Source organism: Microcoleus sp. A6-C6, from assembly GCF_036705955.1.
Taxonomy (GTDB): Bacteria; Cyanobacteriota; Cyanobacteriia; order Cyanobacteriales; family Microcoleaceae; genus Microcoleus.
The window spans coordinates 1-20,821 of record NZ_JAUBVR010000087.1 but is presented as its reverse complement, the minus strand read 5'-3'; the positions used below and the strand labels follow the sequence as shown (position 1 = coordinate 20,821).

Here is a 20,821-nt window from a genome sequence, read left to right as displayed (position 1 = left end):
CCAAAGTCGATCGAGCCTTCTCAACCAGAACCGATTGTCGAAAATCTGCTCATTGTTCAAATGGTAGAGTCGATCGAACCTTCTCAACCAGAACCCGAACTGATTTTAGATACACCAAAGTCGATCGAGCCTTCTCAACCAGAACCGATTGTCGAAAATCTGCTCATTGTTCAAATGGTAGAGTCGATCGATCCTTCTCAACCAGAACCCGAACTGATTTTAGATACACCAAAGTCGATCGAACATTCTCAACCAGAATCCCAACCAGTTGTAAAAAATCGGCCAATTAAAAAAAAGCCACAACCGACTAGCGATTCTCAACCAGAACCACCACCCCTTACCAGAAAGCGACAAATAGAAACAAATCCCCAAAATACCAACGACAGCGAACCACACCCACCCGCCGACAAAACAGAATGAACCAATTACCAACTACTCAATCCCAAATCCCCAATTCCCAGGTTAGTAATGATTAGTAATATCATCGCCATTTATCGCAAAGAACTGCAAAGCTATTTTGCATCGCCATTAGCATACGCCATCGCCGCCGTCTTTTGGCTGATCACCGGCTACTTTTTAATCGCCATTCTTCTCGCCCCCGACGGCTTAATTCCCCAAATCAGCCAGCGAGACCAAGCAGGAATTACTGAACCTCCCATCGATGTAGCCTACGAATTTCTGCAACTATTTCTACGAATCATGGGTTCCCTTTCACTGTTCGTGCTACCCGCACTATCAATGGGACTTTACGCAGAAGAACGCAAACGCGGAACCCTAGAACTTTTAGCCACATCGCCCTTAACAAACTGGGCAGTTGCTACGGGCAAACTCCTCGGCGTTTTAACATTTTATACCACAATGTTGTTGCCCCTGCTGTTCTGCGAGGCGATCGCCCTCAGTTCCTCAACCCCACCCGTACCCGCCGGTGTCCTCCTACTAGGACACGGCGGCTTAATCTTACTAGCAGCCGCAGTATTATCCCTCGGAATGTTTATTTCCTCCCTCACAGACAGCACAATTTTATCAGCCATTCTCACCTTCGCTCTAGTATTATTTCTGTGGGTAATCGATGCAGCCGCCGTCAGTATCGGCGGTCCCTTCGGATCAGCATTAGGACAGTTGTCACTCCTCACAAATTATACTAATCTTGTCAAGGGAGTTTTTGATACCAGCAGTTTAATTATGTTGGCCAGTTACACCATTCTGGGAGTATTTCTCACCGCCCAATCCATCGATGCGCTGCGATATCAGCGTTCTTAAAAGCATCAGGCAAGGCTTCGGGGAATAAAGAGGAAAGAGTGGAAAAATAGGAGATTTGGAGAGTTGCACATTAAAGAAGACACCACCAATGCCCAATGCCCAATCCCTCCGCTTCGCTTCGCCCAATGCCCCATTCCCAATGCCCAATGCCCAATGCCCAATGCCCCATTTCCAATTAATGTTAGTTATTCCACTAATTGCTTAAAACAATGAGATTTATCAATCCAAAAATCGACTGTGCGTTCAAAAAAATATTCGGTTCCTGCGACAGCAAAGATATCCTAATTAATTTTTTAAACGCCATCCTTTATGAAGCACAGCCAGTCATCGAAGACTTAGAAATAATCGACTCCCCACCTGGAAATCAAACTTTCGGAGTCCCAGACACACACCTAGATGTCAAAGCCACTATTAACTGCGGCAGAATAGCCCTCATTGAAATCCAACTGCTCAACGTGCCTTCCTTCGAGAACAGAGTGTTGTACAATGCTGCCAAAACCTACAGCCTGCAATTAACAGGAGAAGAACGCTATGAAAGACTAAAAACAGTAATTTCCTTGAAAATTGCCGACTTTGAAATGTTGGAAAATCAGCCAGAATTTATGACGACGTTTGTTTTCAAAGAAAAAGATAAAAAGTTTGAGAGTCCAGATACTGAAATAGAATTAGTATTTGTCGAATTGCCAAAATTTAGCAAAGAATTAGCACAATTAGAAACAGCAGCCGACCAATGGATTTACTTTCTCAAAAATACCAGCAGCCTGGAGACAGTACCAGAAACACTCAGTGCAGTTCCCGAAATACACAAAGCTTTTAGAATTGCCAGCGAGGACAACTTTAGTCAGGAAGAATTAAATGAATTGCAGAACGAAGAAGAGTGGATTCAAGACCAGCGGATTGCCCTAGATTTAGCAAAAGAACAGGTGACAAAAACCGCTCAACAGTCGTTAATATTGCGTCAAATCGTGCGGCGTTTAGGCACAATACAACCGGAAACAGAAAACAGCATTCGTCAATTAGGCGTACAGGAATTAGAAGAATTAGGAGATGCCGTCCTGGATTTCAACAGTCTGTCAGATTTGACAGCCTGGTTGCAGCAGGCTAATAGGATATAGAATAACATTCTCTAACCGGAATTTGGTCACATAATATTTACGTTATGAAAATTAGCAAAACAAATTGGAAATACGTTTTTTGGCTGGGCCCCATCCTCACCGCAGCCGGGTTAACAGCAAGACTTGTATCCGCAGCGTGGGAACCCCTCACAGTTGGTCTAGTGATTGCCGGAATAGTGACGATCGCACTTTGGCTGCTATATTTGACTAACGAACAAGGCTTTTGGGGGCGACGTTCCACTCAAGCGAGTACCAACGCCCTGATTGCTACCATCGCCGTCTTTGTGATTCTGGGAGTAATTAACTTCATAGCATTTCGCTATCCCGTCCGCATCGACTTAACCGAAAGCCAACAATTTACTCTCGCCCCCCAGACTCAACAAATATTGCGAAACCTGCAACAACCAGTCAAAGTTTGGGTGTTTGACCCCATCCAAAACCCCCAAATTAAAGAATTACTACAAACCTACAAACGCGAGGGAGGCGAAAAGTTTCAATATGAGTTTGTTGACCCCCAGACTCAACCCGGAAAAATCCGGGAATTTAGCATTACCAGCATCGGAGAAGTTTACTTGCAATCTGGTGACAAAAAACAGGTGCTGCAAAAAGGTGGTACGGCTTTTGGTAGCGACCCGAATCAAGGTCTTTCGGAGATCAAACTTACCAATGGCTTAGAAGAAATTCTGAGCACTCGTACTCCTACAGTATACTTTTTGCAAGGTAAAGGAGAACGCCCGCTGAAAGAAGGTCAAGGCGGAATTCAGCAAGCTGAAAAAGCTCTGAAAGACAAGTATTATAAAGCCCAAACTCTGAATTTTACCGAACGTAAAGAAGTCCCGGAAGATGCAGATGCTTTAATTATTGCTGGGTTGGAAAAACCGTTTGTAGATACAGAAATTAAAGCACTAAAAGCTTATCTCGATCGCGGCGGCAGTTTATTGCTAATGGTAGACCCGGCAATTAATACGGGATTGGACAAATTTCTGCAAGAATGGGGCGTAAAACTAGACACCCGTTTGGCTATCGATTATTCCGATAATGGTAAAAGATTCGGGCTCGGCGTCACGGTTCCCACAGTTAGGCGCTACGGCGAACATCCGATTACTCAAAGTTTTGGCAACGGTATTTCATTTTATCCGTTTGCGCGTGCTTTGGAAATCTCGACAGTAGAAGGGATAGAGGAAAAACCGCTGATTTGGACGAGTGAGGAAAGTTGGGCCGAAAGCGATTTGACGACTAAGAAATTGGAGTTCGATCAGAAGACCGATCGACAAGGCCCGTTATTATTAGGTGTGGCTTTAGTGCGATCGGGTTCTGACACCACTCCCTTAAACCGCTCACCCTCACCAACACCCGTCACGCCTTCACCCCAAGCATCCCCGACAACTTCGCCAACAACATCACCATCGCCGACAACATCACCATCGCCGAAAACTTCGCCATCGCCAACAACTTCACCATCGCCAACAACTTCGCCAACAACATCACCATCGCCAACAACTTCGCCATCGCCAACAACTTCGCCATCGCCAACAACTTCGCCATCGCCGACAACTTCGCCATCGCCGACAACTTCGCCATCGCCAACAACTTCGCCATCGCCGACAACTTCGCCATCGCCAACAACTTCGCCCGTAGCTTCCCCCATCAGCTACTCAGTGATTGTTTCCCAAGAAGCTACGCCTCCAGCATTACCGACGATTTCGCCAATACCCACAGCATCTCCGACACAAGACCCGGAAAGTTTGCCAACACCAACACCAACAGCCACAATATCTCCCGGAAGTTCGCCCACACCAACAGCCACACCAACAGCCACAGCATCTCCCAGTCCAATAGCAACTCCTTCTGTACCTTCAATTCCTAAAAAAACAGCGAGAATGGTAGTCATAGGTACATCTCAATTTATTACCAACGGTTGGTTCGACCAACAACTCAATAGCGACGTGTTTCTCAACTCGGTCAGTTGGTTGAGTAAACCAGACCAACAGAGCTTTTCTATTAGTCCGAAAAAAGCTACCAACCGCCGGATTAACATGACTGTCGTCCAAGTAGGATTGCTGGTTTTAGCTTGGCTAATTTGGCCTTTACTCGGACTGGCAATTGGTGGCGCTATCTGGTGGAAGAGAAGATAATTACGAAGGAATAAGGAAGAAGGAAGAGGGAAGAAGGAAGAGGGAAGAAGGACAAAAATAAGATTATCCCTTTTGCCTATTTCTTGTTTTTATACCCATTCCTAATTCCCAATTCCCAATTCCCAATTCTCAATTCCCCGTTAGAAGGAAGAAGGAAGAAGGAAGAGGGAAGAAGGACAAAAATAAGATTATCCCTTTTGCCTATTTCTTGTTTTTATACCCATTCCCAATTCCCAATTCCCAATTCCCAATTACCCGTTATTAAGTAAATCCACTTAATTAAGCGTAAAATATGGAGCGCTAAAAAGCTGTCTGTGTATATCTTCTTCCTTCTTCCTTCTTCCTTCTTCCTTCTTCCTTCTTCCTTCTTCCCTCTTCCCTCTTCCTTCTTCTTCCTTCTTCCTTCTTCCCTCTTCCCTCTTCCTTCTTCCTTCTTCTTCCTTCTTCCTTCTTCCTTCTTCCTTCTTCCTTCTACTTATGAAATTGCAGAAAAATACATTCATATTGATAGCCGTCGCGCTAAGCATGATTGGGTTCGTTTCTTTGTACGAGATGCAAGTGTCTCCGAAACAGGAAGCGGCTAAGGAAGAGAAACAGAAAATTTTTACTTTTAAGTCCGATCGCGTACAATTCTTTACAGTCAAAACTCCTGAAAAAATCTTGACTTTTGAGCGAGTTTATGCAACGAAAGGAGGTAACTCTAGCTGGGAAATGAAATTGCCAGTGCAAGCACACGCGAGTCAGGCATCGGTGGATTTTTTGCTGGACAGGCTGGCAACAGGAAAGAGCGATCGTACAATTGATATTACCGCCGCTCAACTGCCAGAATTCGGTCTAGATAAACCCCAAGCTACAGTCACAGTCAAGCTGGACAACCAGGAAACTCATCGCCTAGTTTTAGGCAAAACAGACTTTACTGGCCGCTTCTTGTACGCCCAAGCCAATCCGGCGGAAGCGCCCCCTCAAAATTTAGCCCAAACTTTACCAGTGCTGCTAGTGCCTTTTGACTTTAAAAATGCCGTCCAGCGACCTTTGTCAGAGTGGAAAAAAGCAGAAGCGCCCAAACCAGAGAAGCCGCAAACACCCTCACCATCTCCCACACCAAGTCCTGAGAATCAATAGATGTCAGGTCGATGAGACTTGAATTGCAAAAATACTTAGGATGGGCTTCTAGCCCGTCCGAAAATTTTTTTTTCTTGTGGGATGGGCTTCTAGCCCGTCCGAAAATTTGCTTAAAAGGACTTTGGCAATCTTGGCTATGGTATCAGGTGCAGGACGCAAGACATTCGGTAGGGCGCAGGAGCAACCTGAGATAGAATTTAAAGAACAAATTCTAAAACCTGTGACTTCCTAACATTCCTCGCCTAAAATACAGAAAAGTCTAAAGTTAAACTGGATTCAAACGGCGTGCATTAACCCCAGGAAAGGGCGAATATGTTTCAGACAGCACTCAACCAAGGTACGACAGCAACGGATACAGCGCTTGACGTTGAACTCCGCAAGGTCTTTAAGGTATTTAACGGCGAAACCGCAGTTCGCGGAGTTGACCTTAGCATTCGTCAAGGAGAATTTTTTAGCATTCTCGGTCCCTCCGGCTGCGGTAAGACTACCACGCTGCGTTTAATCGCTGGTTTCGAGACTCCCTCGGCGGGCGAATTGATGATTCGCGGCCAGTCGATGACTAATACTCCAGCTTACCGCCGTCCGGTAAATACTGTGTTTCAAAGCTACGCCCTGTTCGGACACATGAATGTCTGGGACAATATTGCTTTTGGATTGCGGATTAAAAAGCTGGGGAAATCGGAAGTAGAAGAACGGGTACGGGAAGCTTTGCAATTGGTGAAAATGGAATCTTTCGCCAACAGGTTTCCGGGTCAAATGTCGGGCGGCCAGCAGCAGCGGGTGGCTTTGGCGAGAGCTCTGGTAAATCGACCGGCGGTTCTACTGCTGGATGAACCCCTGGGTGCTCTGGATTTGAAGTTGCGTAAGCAGATGCAGTTGGAATTGTCGAATTTGCATCAAGAGTTGGGTTTGACTTTTGTGATGGTGACTCACGACCAAGAAGAGGCGATGAGTCTTTCTGACCGGATTGCGGTGATGCACGAGGGCAGGATTGAGCAAATTGGCTCTCCAGAGGAAATTTATGAGTGCCCGCAGACGGCTTTTGTGGCGGATTTTATTGGTGATACGAATTTGTTTTCTGGTACGGTGGAGTCGATCGACCGATCGACTCTCACAGTTCGCACATCAGCCAATCTGAAAATAATCGTTCAGCAGTCGGATATGTGGAGTGGTGTCACCGGCGACTCTGTAGTAGTCAGCGTCCGGCCCGAAAAAGTATATTTGAATCTCTACCAGCCGGAAGTGTCGGTCAACTGTTTTGAAGGGCGGCTCAAAAATACTATGTACATGGGCACCCACGTTCATTACGTGGTTGAGTTACCGTCGGGCGATCAAATTACTGTGCGACAGCCAAATACCGGCGGCTCTTTCCCAGACCCGCACACGCCGATTTATGCTTACTGGGGGACTACTGATTGTCTGGCTTTGGGCGATCGATCCTAACGGGGGAGAGGGGGAGAGAGGGAGATTGGGAGAGGGGGAGAATGGGAGAGGGGGAGAGGGGGAGAATTCCCAATTCCAATTCCAATTACCAATGCCCAATGCCCAATCCCTCCGCTTCGCTTCGCCCAATGCCCAATGCCCAATGCCCCAATCTAAAATCTAAAATCTAAAATCTAAAATCAAACTGTGCCTCCGACAAATCTACCAATTTCCAGGATTTTCCCGGCTAATTCGACACGCCGTCAGTTCCTAAAAAATTCGGCGGCGACAATCTCAGGGTTAGCTCTTTCGAGTTGTGGCTGGCGACTTGCAGACGTACAATCTGCTCCTCCCGTCAAAGGTGCTGCTGACCAACTTTTTATCTATACTTGGGCAGGCTATACCGATAAAGCTTTGCTCGATCGCTTTGCCGAAAAAACCGGCATTCGCGTCATCGCCGACGTGTTTAGCTCCAACGAAGAGATGCTGGCTAGAGTTCAAGCCGGCGGTGGCCGCGCCTACAGCATCATTTACCCGTCTGACTACATGGTGGTTCAAATGACGGAACTGGGGCTGTTGACTCCATTAGACCACTCGATTTTGGGCGGACTTGATCGCCTAAAAAAACAGTTCCAAAACCCTGTCTATGACCCAGGAAACCGCTACAGCGTGCCTTTGAGTTGGGGAACGACAGGCTTAATTTACAACAGCGAACAACTCAAAGAAGCTCCTGAAGATTGGGGCTATTTGTGGGAGCACAAAAAAGAGTTAGCAAGGCGAATGACGCTAGCCAGCGATGTTCGAGAAGTCATGGGCGCTGCGTTGCGGATGCTGGGCTATTCTCTGAATTCTACGAACCCAGAGCAAGTTAAACAAGCTTACGAAAAGTTGGTGGAACTCAAACCTGCGATCGCATCTTTCACAACAGACGCTTGGCGGCCGCAAATGTTGACGGGGGATTTGAAGGTAGCTATGTGTTATTCTTCTGATGCTAATGAAGTAATTCCCGACAACGATAAATTGAAATATGTCGTGCCAAAAAGCGGTTCTTCTCTGTGGACTGATACTTTGGTAATTCCGAAAGGTGCTCCCAATTCCGAAGCAGCTTACAAATGGATTAACTTTATGCTGCAACCGGATGTTGCTGCTTCTTTAGTCGAACGGCTCAGTTTTTCAACTCCTTCGGAAGATGCTTTTAGTTTGTTAACGCCGGAAGTCCGCGAAAACGAAATTCTTTTCCCCTCGGAAGCTGTTTTAAGAAATTGCGAAGGTGTTGCTCCGGTAGGCAAATTTATGGAAGTGTACGATCGCTATTGGACTAAGTTAACCAGCGGCTGATCGTCACCTGTAGGGCGGATTTTACGCGCAATCTCTGACTTTTACCCAATTTTTACATCAATCCGCCCCCATAGTCGATCGCCCACTCGATCCATATTATATCCGCGTTAATCTGCGTTAATCTGCGGTTAAAAACTCAAAAAAAATTGATTTATGGCTGTTTCCACCAAAGCTCCCCCTCCTATTCCTCCCAATGCTCCCTCGAAGCCTGAAACACTTCCCCCGTGGTCTAAGTGGGCTGGGCCGCTGGCATTGCTCGGCCCTTCTGGCTTGTTTCTGGTTTTATTATTAGTAATACCAACTCTGGTGATTTTTCAGCTTAGTTTGGTGCCAAATATTAAGCCGGGAGATTTGGTGAATCCTTCGGGAATCGCCAACTACCTGCGAGTGTTTGAGCCGCTGAATTTGCAGGTGATGGGTCGATCGCTCTTTTTCGCCACGGGAACGACTATTCTGTGTTTATTGCTGGGATTTCCCGTCGCTTACTGGATAGCCCTCAATGTCTCCCCCAAGTGGCGGAATTTAACATTGTTGGGCTTTGTGTTGCCGCTGTGGACTTCTTCGCTGTTGCGATCGTATGCTTGGATTACAATTCTGCGTCCTACGGGCGTTCTCAACTCGCTGCTGTCACTTGTCGGCATCCCTCCTCTAGAATTGCTAAATCAAAGTTCCGCAGTTTTAATCGGCATGGCTTACAGCTATTTGCCTTATATCGTAACAATTCTCTACGCTTCTTTGGAAAAGCTCGATCGCAGATTGTTAGAAGCATCTCAAGATTTGGGCGCGAATCCGATAGAAACTTTCTGGCAAGTGACAGTACCTCAAACGATGCCGGGGATTGCAGCGGGCTCTTTGCTAGTATTTATTAGCTGTTTGGGCGATTTTGTCGATCCAGAGTTGCTCGGTGGAGCTTCCAGCATGACGGCGGCTCGTTTAATCTACAATCAGTTTTTGGGAGCAACTCAAAATTGGGGGCTAGGATCGGCTCTGAGTATGGTATTAATTTTTGCAGTGAGTATCGGAATTGCCCTTTTGCTCAAATATGGCGATCGTAATGCAGTTTAGTCAGTTGACTGTTGACTGTTGACTGTTGACTGTTGACTGTTGACTGTTGACCGTTCCAATTCCCAATTACCAATCACTAATTACCAATTCCCGATTAACGAGATATGGAAAATACCGCCGACAATCCACAGGAGGAAATACCACCCGATATGTACTTAAAACCTAAATTTAAAATTTCTTGGCAAGCAATTTTTGCCGTTTTGATGTTTTTTTATATGTACCTTCCCATTTTGGTACTCACATTTTACAGCTTTAACAAATCGCGTTTTAGCGCCGGCTGGGAAGGATTTACCTTAGATTGGTACGTTAAATTATTTAGCGATACGCGGATATTAATTGCCCTCAGAAACAGTTTAACAGTCGCTGTTTGTGCAGTTGCAATCTCGGCTGTACTCGGAACTTTAATGGCCGTTGGTTTAGCCCGCTACCGCTTTCCCGGCAAAAGTTTATATCAAGGAGTTTCCTACTTACCGATTATTATTCCAGACATTGCCAGCGCGGTTGCCACTCTGGTATTTTTAGCAGCCCTCGCTATTCCTCTGAGTTTGTGGACAATTGTCGCCGCCCACGTTGTGTTTTGTCTGGCTTACATCGCCCTAGCTGTTTCTACTAGATTGGCGGATTTAAACCCCTATTTAGAAGAAGCTGCCTTAGATTTGGGTGCAACACCAGTTGAGGCTTTTATTCAGGTTTTGTTACCTCAATTATTACCCGGCATTGTTTCTGGTTGTCTGCTGTCTTTTGTCCTCAGCATGGACGATTTTTTGATTGCGAGTTTCACCGCAGGTAGCGGGACTACAACTCTGCCGATGGAAATTTTTAGCCGGATTCGGACTGGGGTGAAACCTGATATTAATGCTCTCAGCGTGCTGTTGATAGTAGGTTCGGGAGGATTGGCATTTTTAGCAGAATATTTGCGCGGCCGCAGCGACCAAAAACGGTCTCATTAGTCATTAGTCATTAGTCATTAGTCAGTAGTCATTAGTCAGTAGTCATTAGTCATTAGTCATTAGTCATTAGTCATTCTATCTTGTAGGGTGCGCAATGCGCACCGGCAAATCTTATAGCGTGCGTCGAAAAGCACCAACTCAACCGCTGGGGGTGTGGGACACTAAGTCAACCGGTGCGCAGTGCACACCCTACAAACTGCGGTTGAACTATCAATCAAAGATTGAGGCAAGAAGTTAATTAAAAAACCCGGTATCTTTGAGAAACCGGGTTTTGTAGGTTTAGTCGAGGACTGAATGGCTAAGATTGTGCTGGTGGTAATTTCACCTTACTAGCCAAACCGAGTGCTTCCATGACTTGAATTGTCATCCAAGTAAAGTCAATTTCCCACCATTTCATACCGTGACGGGCAGAGTATTGATAAGCGTGGTGGTTGTTGTGCCAGCCTTCGCCGTAAGTCAAAACCGCAACCCACCAACAGTTAGTAGAACTATCTTTGGTTTCGTAGGTGCGGTAGCCAAATTTGTGAGTTGCACTGTTCACAAACCAAGTGCAGTGATACACCAAAATTAAGCGGGCAAAAATTACCCAAACTACAAAGGGCCAGCCTGCTGCTAAGTAAAGCAACACGCCAAAGACGATTTGCATGGGGAGAAAGTAGTTTTGCAAAAATTGGTAAAACGGATCGCTGGAAATGTCTTTTGTGCAGCGAGCAATTTCAGCGTGGGCGGGGCCTTTATACAGCATCCACCCGATGTGACTCCACCAAAAACCATTCTGGGCGTTGTGAGGGTCGATCGCATTTTGGTCAGAGTGGGTATGGTGTAAACGGTGTAACCCAACCCAATCAATTATGCCTCCTTGACAGGCCAGGGCTCCGCAAAATGCTAGAAAGTATTCTACGAATTTTGGTGTCTGAAAGCTGCGGTGGGTGAGGAGGCGGTGCCATCCGAGAGTGATTCCTAAACCGCCGGTGATCCAGTGCATGAATACTGTTAAACCAACTGCTGTCCAGTTGAAGTTACTCGGTAGCAATGCGAACAAAGCTCCGATATGCAGCCCTGCTAAACTAATAACGTGCTTCCAATTGTATTGGAGTTTTTCTTGTGTTGCTATTGTCATTCTTTTTGTTAATTTCTGATCAGATGCAGACTGGAATTCACGTATAAGAGTTTGGATTGAGTCGCGAACTGTTTTGGTGCACGCTTGCCCAAACCGATCGAGAATGAATGATAGATTTGGGAGGATCTGTGTTTTGCATTTAATAATGCTGTGAGAAGTTCCCGACAGCACGCTTTGTAAAAAATGCTTTTTTCAAAAGATGCTCCCCTAGATTTTGGATGAGGATCGAAAAAGATTTACGATTTAATTGTGAAATTAAAAATTTTGGCTGCAAAACAAAATTTTTTGTTCCTAACTCTATTATAACTGATTGTGGTGTTGGTTGGGTCGATCGCGCCAGATGATTCAATCTGTGTTCAACGCCACCTGACCCGATCGCCAAAACAGCATTAGGCATTGGTCAGTCGATTTTAGATTTTAGATTTTAGATTTTAGATTTACTTGCAGCATTGAATCATCGCAGCTTGAACTATCGTCTAAAATTTTCCGATCTACCCTAAGCTAGCGTCGGAGCACGGTACCTATTTTTTGGGCGGTAACGAGCCATTAATCCAAAACCGATGACCGACAACCAATGACTAAGCGCGGATCGCCCTATTTTTCTGCTAATTTCACTTTGGTTGCCAAACCCAGCGATTGTAGCAGTTGAATAGTCATCCATGTGATGTCGATTTCCCACCATTGGAGACCGTGGCGAGCAGAGTATTGAAAGGCGTGGTGATTGTTGTGCCAGCCTTCACCGTAGGTGAGGACAGCAACCCACCAGCAATTGGTCGAGCGATCGCCCGATTCGTAGGTGCGGTAGCCAAATTTGTGGGTAGCGCTGTTAACCAGCCAAGTGCAGTGGAACACCACTACGATCCGCATAAACACGCCCCAAACCACGAAAGACCAGCCGCCTAATAAATAAAGCAACACGCCTAAGACAACTTGGATGGGTATAAAATATGCTTGGAGAAACTTGTATACTGGGTCATCGCCAATGTCTTTTGTAAAGCGGGGGATTTGAACTCTCATCGGCAGATCTGAGATCATCCAACCCATGTGGCTCCACCAAAAGCCTTGATTGGAATCGTGGGGATCTTCTTCGGTGTCAGAATGTATGTGGTGTAATCGGTGCATTCCTACCCAGTCGATGGGGCCGCCTTCACAGGACAGGGTGCCGCAAATAACTAGAAAATACTCTAGCCATTTCGGTGTTTGAAAACTGCGGTGCGTAACGAGACGGTGAAATCCGAGAGTAATCCCTAAACCACCTGTTACCCAGTGCAGGAATACTGCTAAGCCGACAGCAGACCAGCTAAAATTACCCGGCAGCAAAGCAAATAAAGCGCCGATGTGCAGAAAGGCCATAAAGCCTATGACAGGCCAATCAGGAGAAGTTTTTTTGGAAGTTGCGATCGTCATGAATATATTATGTTTACAAACTAGAGGCCGTATTTACGCGATAATCAACGGCGCGCACGCAAATGGTGAGCGAGGTTGTAGATGAATAGCGTTTCACGGCTACAGGAAGCAGAACAGGCACTCTTTCAGATTTTTTCTGGTATTGACGCGACAGTCAAGCAAAATCTTCAACGAGTCTTAAAAGCTTTTCGCAGCCACCGGGTTGGAGTCCAGCATTTTGCAGGGGTTACGGGTTACGGCCACGACGATTTGGGTCGGGAAACTTTGGACAGGGTGTTTGCCGCGGTGGTAGGGGCAGAGGCGGCGGCTGTGCGGGTACAGTTTGTTTCGGGTACTCACGCGATCGCCTGTGCTCTTTTTGGCATCCTGCGTCCTGGTGATGAAATGTTGGCAGTGGCTGGTTCTCCCTACGATACTTTAGAAGAAGTGATCGGCTTGCGGGGGCAAGGTCAAGGTTCACTGATTGAGTTTGGCATTAGTTACCGTGAGTTGCCTCTAACTCGCGAAGGAAATTTGGATTGGCAGGCACTGAGCTCTACTATTTCAGCAAAGACTCGCCTGGTTTTTATCCAGCGCTCTTGCGGTTATTCTTGGCGATCGAGTCTGTCTATTTCAGAGATCAAAAAAATCATCGATCTAGTCAAACATCAGAATCCTAACACAATTTGCTTTGTGGATAATTGTTACGGCGAGTTTGTTGAGGATTGCGAACCTACTGCTGTGGGTGCGGATCTGATGGCTGGTTCTTTGATCAAAAATCCGGGGGGTACGATCGTCCCTGCGGGTGGTTACGTCGCCGGCCGCGCCGATTTGGTAGAAGCGGCAACTTGTCGCTTGACAGCGCCGGGAATCGGCAGCAGCGGGGGCGCAACTTTTGATTTGAATCGCTTGCTGTTTCAGGGTTTGTTCATGGCCCCTGGCTTCGTAGGAGAGGCGATCAAGGGCAATCATTTGACGGCTTATGTTTTTTATAAGTTGGGTTATCGGGTGAATCCGATTCCTTTGGCGAGGCGCAGAGATGTGATTCAGGCGATCGAATTCGGTTCTGCTGATAAGTTAATTGCTTTTTGTAGGGCGGTTCAGCAAAATTCTCCAGTCGGCTCGTATTTAGATCCGGTGCCGGCGCCGATGCCGGGGTACGAGAGTCAATTGGTGATGGCTGGAGGTACTTTTATTGATGGGAGTACCTCGGAGTTTTCGGCTGATGGGCCTCTGCGGGAACCTTACGTGGCTTTTTGTCAAGGGGGAACTCATTGGACTCATGTGTCGATCGCCCTCGAAGCTGCGATCGAGGCTGTAGGGCCGGCAAGCGTGAAGATGTGATTAAGGTCGATCGGCTAAATTTGTGACTAATCGACCGTCTTCCATGTAGATAATTCGATCGGCAATATCGAGAATACGGTTGTCGTGCGTCACTAGCAAAATCGTGCAGCCTTGTTCCTTTGCTAGTGTCTGCATGATCTCCACCACATCTCGCCCGGATTGTTTATCTAAAGCCGCCGTAGGTTCATCCGCTAAAACTATTTTAGGGCGACTGACTAACGCGCGGGCGATCGCCACCCTTTGTTTTTGTCCTCCCGACAAATTTTCAGGGTAATAATTAACGCGATCGGTCAAACCCACAGCTTCCAACATTGATATTGACAAAGCATCCATATTCTGATTCAGCATTTCCTTATGTAATTCCAAAGACATCCGCACATTTTGCTTAGCCGTCAAAAACGTCATCAAGTTATGCGCTTGAAAAATATAACCAATTTGCTTTCTCAACTTAGTTAACTGATTCTTACTAGCGCCGCGTATTTCTTCCCCCAGAATATTGAGACTCCCTTCTTGAGCCGAACGCAGACCGCCTAGCATCGTCAATAAAGTCGTTTTCCCCGAACCAGAGGGCCCCGTCATAATTACTATTTCACCGGGGTTAATATCGAGATTAATGTCAAATAAAGCCTGTTTTTTGAGGGAACTTTGACCGAAATAATGGTTGAGATTTTTGACTGAAATTACTGGTTTATTTATGATATTTTTATCGAAATTTGCGGGAGAATTTAGGGTTTGCATAGTGATTTTTGGTGATTTATTTTACCGCTTATTCTTCAGTCGGCGGAGGCAGACTTTGTTTGTGTAGGATCGGTTTCAACCGCCGAGTTTTGTTCTAGAAAATATCTGCCGGATCGGCTGATTGCAATTTTCGCAAAGCCAGCGCCCCAGAACCAGTACACATCACAATCGTCAAACCCAACACAACAGTCGCTCGATTTGCAGTCATCGAAATCGGTAGCAATGTAGCAGATTGAGCCAAAGAATACAATCCGTTAGCCAAAACAATTCCCGGTATAAAGCCCAAAACAGCTAATAACAAAGCTTCCTGAACTAAAACTCCGACTAAATAGCGATCGCTATATCCCATAGCTTTTAAAGTCGCGTACTCAGCCAAGTGATCCGAAACATCCGAATAAAGAATTTGGTAAACAATAATCAGACCAACAATGAATCCGATGATTGTACCGAATCCGAAAATAAAGCCGATCGGGGTGGCGTTTCCCCAGTAAGCCTTTTCAATTTCCGCAAATTCTGCTAAAGTCAGAACTTTGACATCATCCGGCAATATAGCTTTCAACATTGACTGAACTTTGACAATATCAGCCCCAGGCTGCAACTGAATTAAACCCACATCAATTTCATCCGGTTTGCGATCGGGAAATAAATTCATGAATGTAGAATCGCTAGCAATCACATTACCGTCAGCCACGAAAGAAGTACCAAGAGTAAAGACTCCTCCTACTTGAATATTGCGTTTGTTTAGTTCGGTTTCGAGGGTAGATTCTTTGTTGAAAATATTGGCAATTTCGCCATATTCAGGTCGAGAAGCTTGGTCAAACAACACATGATTGAACATTTGAATTTTAGCTAGCTTTTGATTGACATCCGGCAAATTAAATGTAGTGCTTCCCGGATCAATCCCAAAAATCAAAATCCCTCGCGTAGTGCGGTTTGTGGGATTTCGCCACTGTCCCATTCCAATATATAATGAACTTACGGACTTGACTCCTGCAACTCCTTGTGCTTGATAAAGTCGCTCTCTGTTGAACTGTTTTACCGCAGCAAAAGTTTCAAATTGAGGATTAATTAAAACTAAATCTGTCTGTAAACTTTCGTGCGGCTTAACAGCAGAATCGAAGAGTGCATCTTGAAATCCTAATTGCACAAAAATCAGAATATCTGCAAAGGCAATTCCGGCGATAGCAACCGCAAGACGAGTTTTTTCTCTCGTTACTTGCAACCAAGCAAGGGGTGTTTTGCGAAACATAAATTTCGGGAATTGGTAATTGGAATAATCCGGTCGGCAGAAACTAGGTTTTTTACAAAAATATCGCATCGCAGCCTTTAATGTCGGTAAAAAACCCGGTTTTTTTGTGGGCGAGTGCCTAAGTCTGATCAGCCTTAATCAGCGCTGGAATATCAGATTGCATAATTAAGTTAATATTGCGTGAAATCTTATCAATCTCCCAATCCCACCAGCGAATTTGTAACAGTTGTGCAACCTCATCAGCGCTAAAACGCTGCTTGATTGAACCTGCGGGATTTCCACCAACAACCGTGTAAGCGGGAATATCTTTTACCACAACAGATTTAGCAGCAATAATTGCACCATCGCCGATTTTGACTCCCGGCATAATCACCGACTCATAACCGATCCAAACATCATTGCCGATGACAGTATCGCCTTTACTTGGCAGTTCGATTAATAAATTCATCGCCGTTTCCCAGCCGTTACCAAAAATAGGAAATGGATAGGTAGAAATGCCGTCAAGTTTGTGATTTGCACCGTTCATGATAAATTTGACGTTGGTGGCGATCGCACAAAATTTACCAATAATTAATTTCTCACTCCCGTAATGGTAAAGTACGTTTCTCTCGAAGTTATCAGGATCGATCGGATCGTCATAATATGAGTAATCGCCGACAATAATATTGGGCGATTTAACAAAGTTTTTGATAAAGCAAACCCGGCGCTGGTCTACCATCGGATAAGGTCGGTTTGGATTAGGCCCAAATTCTGTCATAACTTTCAATTATTAAAGGTTCGTAGTGAGGACTTTAGTCCTTCTGAATTGCTACCATTACCTGCAAATTTGTCAATTCTGAAACTTGTTTGCTAGCTTCAGGATTTAAGTGAATTTTAACTTCCACAACTCGGCTGTCCAAGTTTTCTCCCGGCTGGTTACTAAACACGTTTTGCTTACTAACTTTCAACCCAATTTCTTTAACTGTTCCCGGCAATTCTCCTGAAAATGCTTGGCTGGTAACGGCTGCTTTTTGTCCAACCTTAATTTTGCTGATGTCGGTTTGGTAAACTTCGGCGACGACTACCATTTGCTCAGTTTCTCCCACGTCTGCAATCCCGTCATCGCTAATTTTTTCCCCTGGGCGAGTGTGAATTTTTAGGATTTTTCCGGGGTTCGGAGTGCGGATGTAAGCTTGATTTAATTCGGTTTGGGCGCGCTTGACTTGGGCAATTGCACTGTTGATTTCGGTTTGCGCTACTTGGATATCTACGGGCCGAACTTCGCCTATTCTTTCGAGAGTTGCTTGGGCTTCTTTCCCTTGTTCGCTACCACTATTTTTAATGCGATCGAGATTTGCTTCGGCTTCGTTAAGTTGCTGAATTCCTGTACTGTTAATTCGGGCAAGATTTGCCTCGGCTTCATTAAGTTGCTGAATTCCTGTACTGTTAATTCGGGCAAGATTTGCTTCGGCTTCTTCAAGCTGTTGTTTTGCCGTATTGTTGATGCGGCTGAGATTTGCTTCGGCTTCTTTAACTTGCTGGCGACTTGTTTCTAACGTCAGCCGTTTGGTGTCCATTACGGATTTAGAAATTGCGCCTTCGTCAACGAGTTGTTTGTGCCGCAGATATTCGGTTTCTGCATTATTAGACTCGGCTTTTAATTTGTTAATTGCGGCTGTTTGTGCTGTTTTTTCTCCTTGCCACTGTGCAGTTATTCTGCTAATTGTTGCTGTTTGTGCTTTCCTTTCTCCTTGCCATTGTGCGGTGATTCTGCTGATAGTTGCTTGTTGTGCGGTTCTTTCACCTCGCGATTGCGCTTGGATGCGATCGACTGTTGCTTGTTGCGCCGCTTGATTTCCTTGCAATTCCGCTTTTAGCTTGCCAATTGTGGCAGATTGTGCTGCAAGTTCTCCCGACTTGGCGCCTGCTTTTACCTTGGCTAAACTGGCTTCAGCAACTTTGACTTTTTCTTTGGCTTCGTCTAAAGCAGATTTTAGCCGATCGCCCGCATCCAAAATCGCGATCAACTGCCCTGCTTTCACGCGATCGCCCTCTTTGACTAAAAGCTTCGCAATGCGATCGCCATCCAACGTCTGCGACACTCCCAAGCGAATCACTTCCCCCAGCGGTTCCAATCTTCCTAATGCCGTGATTTTCCTGGGTGGCGGCGTTTCTACGGGTAAAGGTTCAGCATTTTTAGCTAAAAATCCAAACTGAGAAATGCCGTAAATACTTGTACCAACACTAATAGCAGCGCCAGCAATTACTAATCCCATTACCAATTTATTTTTAGGCTTGATGAAATATTGAAAATTCATATTCCTCCTATATTTGCGGTTGTTTTTTTTCTAAATAAGCTAGTAGCATTTCTTTTAATAAATTCGCTTGTTCCGCAAAAGATATCCTTTCACCTTGATAAAATCTTCTTGCCAGTAATCCGTCAACATAGTTGATAATAAATATAGCAATTGCTGGATCGGAAATACCCAAGTAGCAACAAACTGCCTCTTCATAACGCTTTCCCGCTTGCTGGAGTGCCTGATTATTCTCAATTTCATGGCGCGTTTTGTGTTGACAAAAATCAAATGTAATCAAAAAATTTTTAGTAAGGTAATCTTCATTTTCCCCAATATAATCCATGATTTCTTGAATCCTTTCTCCTAGGGTTGGCGGATTTCCCAATTCTGCCAGCGCTTCTTCTTTGGTATCTTCATAGCTCAAGTATTCAATTAACTGCTCGAACAGAGTTTCTTTGCTAGAAAAATAGTGGTAAAGCGTACCTGTAGAAACTCCGATTGCTAAGGCAATTTCGCGCATTGTGACTGATGAATAGCCTTTTTCGGCAAAGAGCTCAAAACTTTTGTTAAGTAGTTCTTTGCGGTACAATTCGTGGTCAACAATCTTTGGCATAGGTCGATCTATCTTCTGATGTTTGATTCCAGATCCTAGGTGATCGGAGATTTAAGGGCGATCGACTAAATATTTCTATATCGAACATCCGATATAGTATAACCGACTACAAAACAGGCTTTTGGTGGCTGAGCTTGGAAAAATAAGGTATATCGAACAGTTGTTATAATTAATCTTGCACAGACTAGCGGAGCTTGTCAAGGGGTGCAGTAAAATTATTTTTAGAGTCGATTTGTCGGGGCGGATTGAGTACAAAATCCCAAACACCGCAATCAATATTCCTAAAAAACCCGCCAATCCTGGGAATTAGCACCTGAATGATTATGAAAATCCGAACCTACGAAATCAGCGACACCGAAAAAATTGTCAAACTGTTCTATGACACCGTGCACGAAGTCAATATCCGCGATTACACAACAGCCCAAGTAAATGCTTGGACACCGGCAGACACCGACATTGAAATTTGGATGCAAAGCTTAAGCAGTAAATTTACTTTTGTAGCAGAAGAAGGCGATACAATCGCAGGTTTTGGAGAATTAGAAACCAACGGCCATATCGATCGCTTTTACTGTCACAAAGACTTTCAAAGACAAGGAGTTGGCAAGCTAATTTTAACACGAATTGAGTCAAAAGCCCAAGACTTAGGACTTAAAAAGTTATTTGCCGAAGCCAGCATTACAGCTAGAGCTTTTTTTGAAAGCCAGGGATTTATTGTGATGAGAAAGCAAGAAGTAGAACGCAGAGAACAAAAATTCATCAACTTTGTTATGGAAAAAAATATATAAAAAACCACCTTTTGTGTAAAATTAGATCGAAGAGTTTTGCGGAGGAGTTGCGATGGTGACGGAAGCTACAAATGTTCTGGGCGGAAAGTTAGAGACTTGCTGCACGTCGCCCATGACGGGGTATTATCGGGACGGCAAATGCAATACTGGTGGCGGTGATTTTGGAGCTCACACCGTTTGTGCTCAACTGACAGAAGACTTTTTGCAATTCACCAAATCCAACGGAAATGATTTGAGCACTCCCGTACCCGCATTTAATTTCCCAGGTTTGAAGCCTGGAGATTGTTGGTGTTTGTGCGCTTCTCGTTGGAAGGAAGCAATGGATGCTGGATGTGCGCCGCGCGTGGTTTTGTCAGCGACTCACGTTTTAACTTTGGAATACGTTTCTTTGGACGAATTGAAGGAACACGCTGCTGATTTGTAGGAATGTGCGATCGCTTTTAGTCCATAAGGGCGATCGTCTTTTTCTGATGAATAGCAAATTTATTCTTCGTAACTCAAATATTTAAGTGCGATCGGGCGTCATTGTAAAGTTTTATGGTTGAGTTGGTGGTTCCCACTTACAGATAGACTCTGGCTTTAGAGGGCAGGTTTTAGGGGCGATCGGATTTCCACTGAGGGGAATCTCAGTCAGTTTAGTCAAAGATTCTAGCGGTTTGATGTCGCTGATTTTATTGTTATCGAGGTCTAGCTCAGTCAGGTTAGTCAAGGATTCTAGCGGTTTGATGTCGCTAATTTGATTGTTGTAGAGTAGGAGCCGAGTCAAGTTAGTTAAGGATTCTAGCGGTTTGATGTCGCTGATTTTATTGCCGCCGAGGTCGAGATCAGGGGTGCATCTCACTTTGGCGAGTATGCCAAAAAAGGGTTAAAATGAAAAAGCTAGTAAAATTGCCAAATAAAGAT

Annotated in this window: 22 protein-coding genes and 1 pseudogene; 13 read left to right on the top strand and 10 right to left on the bottom strand. The window is 45.1% G+C overall.

Going from position 1 to position 20,821, the window contains the following annotated elements; translation table 11 throughout:
- The 5 genes and pseudogenes from QUB52_RS25070 to QUB52_RS25050 all read left to right on the top strand — a co-directional run.
- Positions 1–420 (top strand): annotated as a pseudogene (locus tag QUB52_RS25070) (ATP-binding cassette domain-containing protein); the annotation flags it as partial.
- Between the two features lie 48 nt (positions 421–468).
- Positions 469–1,260 carry an ABC transporter permease gene (locus QUB52_RS25065; RefSeq protein ID WP_265235704.1) on the top strand — a complete coding sequence of 264 codons (792 nt, stop codon included), beginning with the start codon at positions 469–471 and terminating at the stop codon, positions 1,258–1,260.
- 209 nt (positions 1,261–1,469) lie between these two features.
- Positions 1,470–2,375 (top strand): Rpn family recombination-promoting nuclease/putative transposase, encoded by a 906-nt coding sequence (locus QUB52_RS25060; protein WP_265235703.1) that lies wholly within the window; start codon positions 1,470–1,472, stop codon positions 2,373–2,375.
- Positions 2,376–2,419: 44 nt separating this feature from the next.
- On the top strand, positions 2,420–4,510 hold the full coding sequence (locus tag QUB52_RS25055) for a GldG family protein (RefSeq protein ID WP_332975129.1): 2,091 nt from the start codon (positions 2,420–2,422) through the stop codon (positions 4,508–4,510).
- An 83-nt stretch (positions 4,511–4,593) separates the two neighbouring features.
- A complete protein-coding gene (locus QUB52_RS25050) occupies positions 4,594–4,779 on the top strand; it encodes a hypothetical protein (protein ID WP_332975130.1) in 186 nt (61 codons plus the stop codon).
- 6 nt (positions 4,780–4,785) lie between these two features.
- Here QUB52_RS25050 and QUB52_RS25045 read toward each other — a convergent pair whose 3' ends face one another.
- Positions 4,786–5,037, bottom strand: a complete 252-nt coding sequence (locus tag QUB52_RS25045; RefSeq protein WP_332976298.1) for a hypothetical protein — start codon at positions 5,035–5,037, stop codon at positions 4,786–4,788.
- Positions 5,038–5,062: 25 nt separating this feature from the next.
- Here QUB52_RS25045 and QUB52_RS25040 point away from each other — a divergent pair, with 25 nt between their 5' ends.
- The 5 genes from QUB52_RS25040 (at position 5,063) to QUB52_RS25020 (ending at position 10,407) form a co-directional block, all read left to right on the top strand.
- Positions 5,063–5,632, top strand: a complete 570-nt coding sequence (locus QUB52_RS25040) for a DUF4340 domain-containing protein (RefSeq protein ID WP_265235729.1) — start codon at positions 5,063–5,065, stop codon at positions 5,630–5,632.
- Positions 5,633–5,944: 312 nt separating this feature from the next.
- Positions 5,945–7,075, top strand: coding sequence for an ABC transporter ATP-binding protein (locus QUB52_RS25035; RefSeq protein WP_265235699.1), 1,131 nt, complete (start codon positions 5,945–5,947; stop codon positions 7,073–7,075).
- 186 nt (positions 7,076–7,261) lie between these two features.
- The gene (locus tag QUB52_RS25030) at positions 7,262–8,392 is read left to right on the top strand and encodes an ABC transporter substrate-binding protein (RefSeq protein WP_332969818.1); all 1,131 of its coding nucleotides are present in this window, start codon (positions 7,262–7,264) and stop codon (positions 8,390–8,392) included.
- 153 nt (positions 8,393–8,545) lie between these two features.
- Positions 8,546–9,457 carry an ABC transporter permease gene (locus QUB52_RS25025; RefSeq protein ID WP_332975132.1) on the top strand — a complete coding sequence of 304 codons (912 nt, stop codon included), beginning with the start codon at positions 8,546–8,548 and terminating at the stop codon, positions 9,455–9,457.
- A gap of 104 nt (positions 9,458–9,561) precedes the next feature.
- Positions 9,562–10,407, top strand: coding sequence for an ABC transporter permease (locus QUB52_RS25020; protein ID WP_332975133.1), 846 nt, complete (start codon positions 9,562–9,564; stop codon positions 10,405–10,407).
- A 298-nt stretch (positions 10,408–10,705) separates the two neighbouring features.
- On the opposite strand, the gene QUB52_RS25015 is transcribed toward QUB52_RS25020, so the two are convergent.
- From QUB52_RS25015 to QUB52_RS25005, 3 genes are all read right to left on the bottom strand, one after another.
- The gene (locus tag QUB52_RS25015; RefSeq protein ID WP_332975134.1) at positions 10,706–11,527 is read right to left on the bottom strand and encodes an acyl-CoA desaturase; all 822 of its coding nucleotides are present in this window, start codon (positions 11,525–11,527) and stop codon (positions 10,706–10,708) included.
- A gap of 139 nt (positions 11,528–11,666) precedes the next feature.
- Positions 11,667–11,924 carry a hypothetical protein gene (locus QUB52_RS25010; RefSeq protein WP_332975135.1) on the bottom strand — a complete coding sequence of 86 codons (258 nt, stop codon included), beginning with the start codon at positions 11,922–11,924 and terminating at the stop codon, positions 11,667–11,669.
- Positions 11,925–12,121: 197 nt separating this feature from the next.
- Positions 12,122–12,934 carry an acyl-CoA desaturase gene (locus QUB52_RS25005; RefSeq protein ID WP_332975137.1) on the bottom strand — a complete coding sequence of 271 codons (813 nt, stop codon included), beginning with the start codon at positions 12,932–12,934 and terminating at the stop codon, positions 12,122–12,124.
- Between the two features lie 81 nt (positions 12,935–13,015).
- Between QUB52_RS25005 and QUB52_RS25000 the strand changes: the two genes are divergently transcribed.
- Positions 13,016–14,257, top strand: coding sequence for a methionine gamma-lyase family protein (locus QUB52_RS25000; protein ID WP_332975138.1), 1,242 nt, complete (start codon positions 13,016–13,018; stop codon positions 14,255–14,257).
- Here QUB52_RS25000 and QUB52_RS24995 read toward each other — a convergent pair whose 3' ends face one another.
- The 5 genes from QUB52_RS24995 to QUB52_RS24975 all read right to left on the bottom strand — a co-directional run bounded on the left by QUB52_RS24995 (position 14,258) and on the right by QUB52_RS24975 (position 19,109).
- Positions 14,258–14,995, bottom strand: a complete 738-nt coding sequence (locus tag QUB52_RS24995) for a DevA family ABC transporter ATP-binding protein (protein WP_332969821.1) — start codon at positions 14,993–14,995, stop codon at positions 14,258–14,260. It lies immediately after the preceding gene.
- A 94-nt stretch (positions 14,996–15,089) separates the two neighbouring features.
- Positions 15,090–16,244 (bottom strand): ABC transporter permease DevC, encoded by a 1,155-nt coding sequence (gene devC / locus QUB52_RS24990; protein ID WP_265235691.1) that lies wholly within the window; start codon positions 16,242–16,244, stop codon positions 15,090–15,092.
- Positions 16,245–16,362: 118 nt separating this feature from the next.
- Positions 16,363–17,001 (bottom strand): Vat family streptogramin A O-acetyltransferase, encoded by a 639-nt coding sequence (locus QUB52_RS24985; RefSeq protein WP_332975139.1) that lies wholly within the window; start codon positions 16,999–17,001, stop codon positions 16,363–16,365.
- 34 nt (positions 17,002–17,035) lie between these two features.
- On the bottom strand, positions 17,036–18,541 hold the full coding sequence (locus QUB52_RS24980; protein ID WP_332975140.1) for an efflux RND transporter periplasmic adaptor subunit: 1,506 nt from the start codon (positions 18,539–18,541) through the stop codon (positions 17,036–17,038).
- Between the two features lie 7 nt (positions 18,542–18,548).
- Positions 18,549–19,109 (bottom strand): TetR/AcrR family transcriptional regulator, encoded by a 561-nt coding sequence (locus QUB52_RS24975; RefSeq protein ID WP_332975141.1) that lies wholly within the window; start codon positions 19,107–19,109, stop codon positions 18,549–18,551.
- A 347-nt stretch (positions 19,110–19,456) separates the two neighbouring features.
- Between QUB52_RS24975 and QUB52_RS24970 the strand changes: the two genes are divergently transcribed.
- Complete coding sequence (locus QUB52_RS24970) at positions 19,457–19,918, top strand: GNAT family N-acetyltransferase (protein ID WP_332975142.1); 462 nt, start codon at positions 19,457–19,459, stop codon at positions 19,916–19,918.
- 52 nt (positions 19,919–19,970) lie between these two features.
- Positions 19,971–20,342, top strand: coding sequence for a DUF2237 family protein (locus QUB52_RS24965; protein ID WP_332975143.1), 372 nt, complete (start codon positions 19,971–19,973; stop codon positions 20,340–20,342).
- Positions 20,343–20,453: 111 nt separating this feature from the next.
- Here the strand turns inward: QUB52_RS24965 and QUB52_RS24960 are convergent, their stop codons facing one another.
- Positions 20,454–20,759 (bottom strand): leucine-rich repeat domain-containing protein, encoded by a 306-nt coding sequence (locus tag QUB52_RS24960; protein WP_332975145.1) that lies wholly within the window; start codon positions 20,757–20,759, stop codon positions 20,454–20,456.
- Between the last annotated feature and the right edge of the window lie 62 nt (positions 20,760–20,821).